This is a genomic window from Allolucifera butyrica (assembly GCF_900476375.1).
GTDB classification, from domain to species: Bacteria; Bacillota; Negativicutes; order Sporomusales; family UPPP01; genus Lucifera; species Lucifera butyrica.
The window spans coordinates 22,900-29,456 of record NZ_UPPP01000093.1; the positions used below are offsets into that span (position 1 = coordinate 22,900).

7 protein-coding genes are annotated in these 6,557 nt (G+C 40.6%); all 7 read right to left on the reverse strand.

The window, feature by feature from the left end; all coding sequences use genetic code 11:
• Position 1 precedes the first annotated feature (1 nt).
• Positions 2–427 (reverse strand): PTS galactosamine/N-acetylgalactosamine transporter subunit IIA, encoded by a 426-nt coding sequence (gene agaF / locus LUCIF_RS18895; RefSeq protein ID WP_165866074.1) that lies wholly within the window; start codon positions 425–427, stop codon positions 2–4.
• A 63-nt stretch (positions 428–490) separates the two neighbouring features.
• On the reverse strand, positions 491–1,315 hold the full coding sequence (locus LUCIF_RS18900; protein WP_122629419.1) for a PTS system mannose/fructose/sorbose family transporter subunit IID: 825 nt from the start codon (positions 1,313–1,315) through the stop codon (positions 491–493).
• Complete coding sequence (gene agaW, locus LUCIF_RS18905; RefSeq protein WP_122629421.1) at positions 1,305–2,072, reverse strand: PTS N-acetylgalactosamine transporter subunit IIC; 768 nt, start codon at positions 2,070–2,072, stop codon at positions 1,305–1,307. The genes LUCIF_RS18900 and agaW overlap by 11 nt, the downstream gene beginning before the upstream one ends.
• A 101-nt stretch (positions 2,073–2,173) precedes the next feature.
• Entirely contained in the window at positions 2,174–2,647 is a 474-nt protein-coding gene (gene agaV, locus LUCIF_RS18910; RefSeq protein WP_122629423.1) for a PTS N-acetylgalactosamine transporter subunit IIB, read from the reverse strand.
• Between the two features lie 370 nt (positions 2,648–3,017).
• Positions 3,018–3,695 carry a GntR family transcriptional regulator gene (locus LUCIF_RS18915; protein ID WP_207858058.1) on the reverse strand — a complete coding sequence of 226 codons (678 nt, stop codon included), beginning with the start codon at positions 3,693–3,695 and terminating at the stop codon, positions 3,018–3,020.
• Between the two features lie 134 nt (positions 3,696–3,829).
• A complete protein-coding gene (locus LUCIF_RS18920; protein WP_122629424.1) occupies positions 3,830–4,687 on the reverse strand; it encodes a DMT family transporter in 858 nt (285 codons plus the stop codon).
• Positions 4,688–5,269: 582 nt separating this feature from the next.
• Positions 5,270–6,557 (reverse strand): IS1182 family transposase (locus LUCIF_RS18925; RefSeq protein ID WP_122629425.1); only part of this gene is annotated, 1,288 nt, incomplete at its 5' end.

The following is a 6,557-nucleotide window of genomic DNA, read 5'->3' on the forward strand; positions in this document are numbered from 1 at the left end:
TTTAAATCCCCGTGGACGTATGTTTTTTACATTTACCTACGTACGCATAGCTTTGCACTCCATTTTTCCCTGCGGTAATTGCCATCTCCATTAGTTGTTCCAAATTATCGCATTCCCTGCTTAATACCACTTCCAAAGCCATTGCCAAATTGGTTCCCGCGATGACCTTGCTTTCCGCTATCTCCGAGCCAGCCAGCACACTGCATCGAAATGGCGACCCTCCCAGTAAATCGGTTAAAAAAAGTACTTTATCACAATTTTCAAAACTGTTAACAGCTTGTTTTAGTTGACGACTGAGTTCATCCGTAGAGCACTCCAGCCCAAAATCGACAGCCGCTACATTAATGGACTTTCCGGCAATCATTTCCACCGCACTTGAAAGCCCTGTAGCAAACTGTCCGTGTCCGGTGATTACAATCCCAATCACATGCATCCTCCTTTGTTGTAGGTCTTAAAGTGTGGATTGGGTATCCACCCAATCCACACTTTTTTACAATAGGCCAATCAGTTTACCGATAATTCCAATCACGACCGTTAATGAGATTAGCTTTACAGGCGAAAAATTCTTCTTCAGCAAGTAATACATCAAAAGGGTGTAGCCAAAAGGCAGCATATTGGGCAAAATTTTATCCAATACATCTGCCTGTAGAGCAACTTTAGCATCGCCAGCAGTAACTACCAATGGAATTTTCAAACTAATATACGATGCAATGAGTGTACCAATAACCGTTAAACCTACTATATTAGCGGCACGGGCAACGTATTTGGTATTTTCTTTTAAGGATTGTATGGCCTTAACACCCGTATTATAGCCATAACTCATCAACCCGAAGCGTAAGCCAAAATGAATAATATTAAATAACACCAAAAAGATAACAGGCCCTAAAATATTGCCTTCTATTGCAAGAGAAGCGCCAATTCCGGCGGTTATCGGCAAAGCAGTAAGCCAGAACATGGCATCGCCAATTCCTCCCAGTGGCCCCATGGTAGCTATTTTAATACCTCGTATGGTTTCTTGGTCTTCTTTGTTTTCTTCCATGGCTGTAACAATACCCATAATAAAAGTTACCAGAAAGGGGTGCGTATTAAAAAACTCCATATGCATTTTCATTGATTTGGCCAAATCATTTTTGTTTTTATGGATTTTTTCCAAAGCCGGAATCATGCTGTAAAGCCAGCCGCAAGCCTGCATTCTTTCGTAGTTGAAAGAAGCTTGTAAAAAAAACGAACGCCATGCCATACGATTAAGCTCTTTTTTGGTAATGACTCTGTCGGTTGCCGTTTCTTGATAAGCAGTAGCGCTATTAGATTCCATGACTTCTGGCCTCCCTTTTCGCTGCTTTTTCAGCATTGTTTTTATTTATGTAATAATCATAACCGGCTATACAGGTAGCTATAATTGCGACCGCCAACAAAGGAAGCTTCAAATACGTAGCAAGTATAAAACCAATAATAAGAAACATGCCATATTCTTTTTTGTACATGATCTTAAGCAACATAGCAAAACCGATTGCCGGCATCATTCCGCCCGCAGCGGACAAACCGCTAATTAGCCACTGGGGCAAAGCGGAAACAACGTGTTTGGCTAAATCCGCACCGAAATAAATAGGTAAAAAGGCAATAACTGCATAAAACAGTCCCAAGAACAGCATTCCTAAGTAATTGATTCGAGCAATCGCTCCAGTATCTGCAGCTTCCGCATACACATCCGCTTTGTGCATAATGGGAGAAAATACAGTAAACATTAGAGTAATAGCGCCCTGTACAGCAACGGCAAAAGGCACGGCTACGCCAACCGCTACTTTAGGGTCTTGCTTGGTCAAAATAGCAAACGCACAACCAATAATTCCGCCAATAACTACATTGGGTGGTTGGGCCCCCGCTAACGGTACCATTCCCATCCAGACCAGTTCCAAAGTCGCACCTGTAATCAAACCAGTTTGCAAATCACCTAAAATAAGACCGACCACTAACCCCGTGACCAAAGGACGATGTATATGAGTCAACCCATCAAATAAATCGATACCGGCAATAAATGCCCAAAGTGCAATTAACAGCGCTTCCCCCAGCATGATACCCCTCCTGCTTTTTAGTTTTTCCCTTGATCCGTTACCCCTTTAGCCGTTCTTTCTCAGCACTCACCTCCAGTTGCATTTAAACTACCTATGGAGTTTTATAAGAATTTTGAAATATCAGTATTGCTTTCGTCGGGAACTCTCCGTATTTCCATCTTCACTCCCAGTTTCTGCAATCTTCGAAATGCTTGTTTATCGGCTTCGTTAACCGATACCGTACTTGTGATTTGTTGTTTGCCTTCGCTAAAATGCATGTTCCCGATATTTAGTTTCACAATAGGTACATTTCCTTCAACCAGTTTTACAACATCCTGGGGATCTTTTACTACTAAGAAAATCAATTGGTCATCTGCCGCATAATGGATTTTGTCAATAGTCTCCTGAATAGTAAAATACCGGGTGTCTACTACATCAGATACTGCCATATCCATTAAGTTCTGCTGCACCGGATCATCTGCGACCTTATCATTGGCCACTACGATCAAATTAGCCCCTAAATGATTGGCCCAGGTCATTCCCACCTGACCATGAATTAAACGGTTATCAATGCGGGTTAATAAAATGTTGGGCATAGCTAATCCCCCTTTTCTCCTCAATCATATGTAAATTTTCATTGTCACTCATCATGATGTCCGCACCAGTTGTGGCAAATAATAGATGCAGTTGGCTCTATTATCTTTGCAGTATTATGCAAAGATTCAAATTTATTACCCCGGACGATACTGATGGTATATTCTATTACTTTCTCATATTTTCAAAGGTATAGCACTCGATTTTAGACTGGATATTTCTTTCGCCATTTACAAATATTTCGCTTCTTCCTCACCGGTATTTACCGATCGAAACTTTTCTTCTTTTTTCCTCAATTATATGTAAGTTTTCGTCACTAGTTGTCATGATGTCCGTACCAGTTGTGGTAAATAATAGATGCCGTTGGCTCTATTATTTTTGCAGTGTTATGCAATATTCAAATTTATCGCCCCGGGCGATACTGATGGTATACTCTATTACTTTCTCACTTTCAAAGGTATAGCGCTCAATTTTAAGACTGGGTATTTCTTTCGCCACTTGCAAATATTTTGCTTCTTCCTCACTGGTATTTACTGATTGAAACTTTTCTTTGGCTGATGTAAATTTAACACCGTACTTTTGCGTAAAAATATCATACATAGCCGTTTTCTCAAACAATTCCCTTGTCAGCCCCGGAAACCGTTCATAAGGCAAGTAAGTCCTCTCGATCATCATCGGCTTATTGTCTGCCAAACGCAGCCGTAGCATTTTGTATACCATACTGCCATCCTTCACCGATAATTTGTCGGCAATTTTTTTACTACACCCCATCACCTCAAAACTTAACACCCGGGATGAAGGTATCTTGCCCAGCTTTTTCATTTCTTCCGTAAAACTGTAGAACTTCAATAGTTCCTGATTTACCCTTTGAGACGCCACAAAAGTCCCTTTTCCATGAGAACGACAAATATAGCCGTCGCGTTCCATCTCCTGCATCGCCTGTCTGACGGTAGCTCTGCTCACATTATACATTTCGCATATTTCCCGCTCAGAAGGCAACCGGTCATCTTCCTTCATATTTTTCTGAATATCTTGAATGAGTATTTCCATGAGCTGACAATACAAAGGAATTCGGCTCATCTTATCTATCTGCACTGTTCTCACCTTTTCTTATTGCTAAAGCGAGTGGTACGTACCACTCGCTTTTATTATAGTCACTATTGCTCTTGTTTGTCAATGAATATTTAATTTTTGTGTGTTTCACCTATCCAAATGGAGCCCAATAACAAAACAGCGCCGGTCAGTTGCTGCAAAGTCATCCTCTCTCCTACGATCAAAGCTGAAATCAATAGTGAAGTTAGAGGGTCGATATAACTCAATACGGCGATACTTTGGCCTTTTAGTCCTTTCATTCCGGCAAAGAACAGATAAAATCCAACCCCGCTATGAAGGATACCCAGTATAAGCATCAATATAACTGTGTTGTTGGTGATCGAAGAAAAATTGAAGCCATCTGTAAATAGCACAAATGGGTACAGTATCGCAGCCGACAAGGCAAGCTGCAGAAGCGTATTTTCCAGTCCGTCCAGGTCCCGAATAAACTTGTTGACCAGCGTCAAAATAGCATAGAAGCCCGCCGCAACCAGTCCGTAGCCGATGCCGAGCAGATGATGCCCGGTTGTTTCCATCCTGCCGTTTTGCAAAATGAGGAACAAGCCGAGCAATGCAATGCCGATACATACCGCCTTTTTGAGCGACAACTTTTCTTTCAAAACGAAAGGCGAGAACGTAATAACCAGAACAGGCGCAAAATAATAGCTCAGTGCCGCATTGGCAATCGTTGTTTCCTTATAAGCCTGAAACAGAAAAATCCAGTTGCCACTCAAAGCAACGCTCGCTATGAACAGAGCGGTGACATTCTTCTTCACCCTACACCACAAAACTTTCTGCCTCGTCCATACGAAGACGATTAACAGAAACAGGGTACCGATCAAGCTCAAGAACAACGCAATTTTACTAGAAGACATGTCGATATATTTTGCAAACACGCCAACTGCGCCAAAGATGATCATCGATAGCACGAAATACAGTTTTTCCCTCACGATATATTCCCGCTTTCTACATAATAGATGATGAGACGAAGATAGTACCAAATCAATCGTAAAATATGTCTTGCAATGAAAGAGAAAAAACGGCTTCCCTTGCTGTTACTTGTTTTTTAGAATATCTTCCATACAGACATTCTTCGCCTGAGTCCATGTAGCATATTTTAGGTCTCTGCTAAATGGCAAGCAGTGCAAATGTCAAGACACTTGTCCACAGAATGTCGATTAACCCACCGCTTTTATGCGGGGTTAATCTTTTACGAGTTTAGCATTGCGCTTCTACCCAGTAATAGATCAGACATAAAAAAGCGACATCCTAGGTCATCAGCCAGGTATGTCGCTATTCTTTACATCTTTGGCAGGCTGCTGCCAGTAGTACCTGCTCTTAGGCTTTCTCCTGCCCTCGAAAACGGCAATCTCAAATCTGCTTAAAACCATAAATTCGAGGGAAGACAGGGACCAAAATAATCTGTCCCTATCTGAAACCAAAAGGAGTCAAAGAACCGTCCGAAACCACTGAAAAAGCCCTATTCTAAGCAGACCTCGATAATTCACAACGAAAATTTCTTAAAAATATATTTATCCAGAAAAAACTTTGCTTAAACAAGCAAAATAAGAGGATACCAGAGATGCTATTCTTTTCAAATTAACCGCTAACACAGTTAGTTTGGCTTGAATGGTCATGCTCCGCAGACCATACCCTCGAGCACGGTCTAAACCATGAAAACGCTTCATTTCACCATTCTTCCATTCATGGCTGGCACGTTTTTTATACTTTTCCTGAAACTCAGCCGTTTTGGATCGTTGACTGTATTCGTAATATTCTCCAGCGTTGATTCCTACCGACAACTGCTTTACTTTAGATTTTCCATTAATACACTGGTTTATATTGGGACAGTTTATGCACACTTTTTTATCAAACGTATAGGTTAACATGGCCGCTTTGTTTTTTTGCCGCCGACATTTCTTTGAAATTGTATAATTACCCCTTTCGCAAAACCATTGATCGCTATCTTTATTATAGCTGAATTTGCTGTCATCAAGTTTATACACGGAAGCACTTACTGGAATAATGGTTTCCACTTGGTCTTCTTTTAAAATATCCAATATTGGTTTGCGAAAATAGCCTTTGTCGCCATAAAATTCTTTTATATCAAAGCCGCTTGTTTTTGTGCGTTTATATAAATCTTCAAATTTGCTGCCATCTACATAGGCTCCATCACTTACTTCTATAGCCGTTATGATCCGTTCTTCTGGAATCATGGCAAATTCTACTTTATATCCAAAAAAACTGTCCGTTTTTGATTTATAACCAACCCGTGCATCTTGGTCGATAAGTGAGCGAATTCCCTTTTGCAATATAAACTTTTCATCACTAATTATATTCGTCGCTTCGGTAATCGCATCTTGTGTGCATGGCATATCGGAAAATTCATTGCTTTCTTGGACTTTAGCAATCACTTCTTCTAAATAGGTTTTCATTACAGTCTTCGCTTCTTCATGATTTTCCATTGCTTTATAGTCGGGTATATTGGTATCCATTTCGGAAAGTATTTTTCCGTTTTCTCTATCCAATGTTTTAAATATTTTTTTCGCCAGATGCTTCATAATTCGTTCTGGCACTTTTTTTGTGGTATTAGCTGCTGTATGTGTAGCATCTATGCTAAGTCCATGGCTCTTAATAATGCCTTTCTCAATGCATTGGTGAACTACTTCCTGAATAATATCATCCATACTGGTATCTTTAAGTCTTTGCGTTCTGAATTTTGCAAGCAAGCTTGCATCTGGCAGTTCTTCATCAGGATTTATGCCGACAAACCACATATAGGCCAAGTTGAGTGACACTTCTTCAATTACCCTGACATCG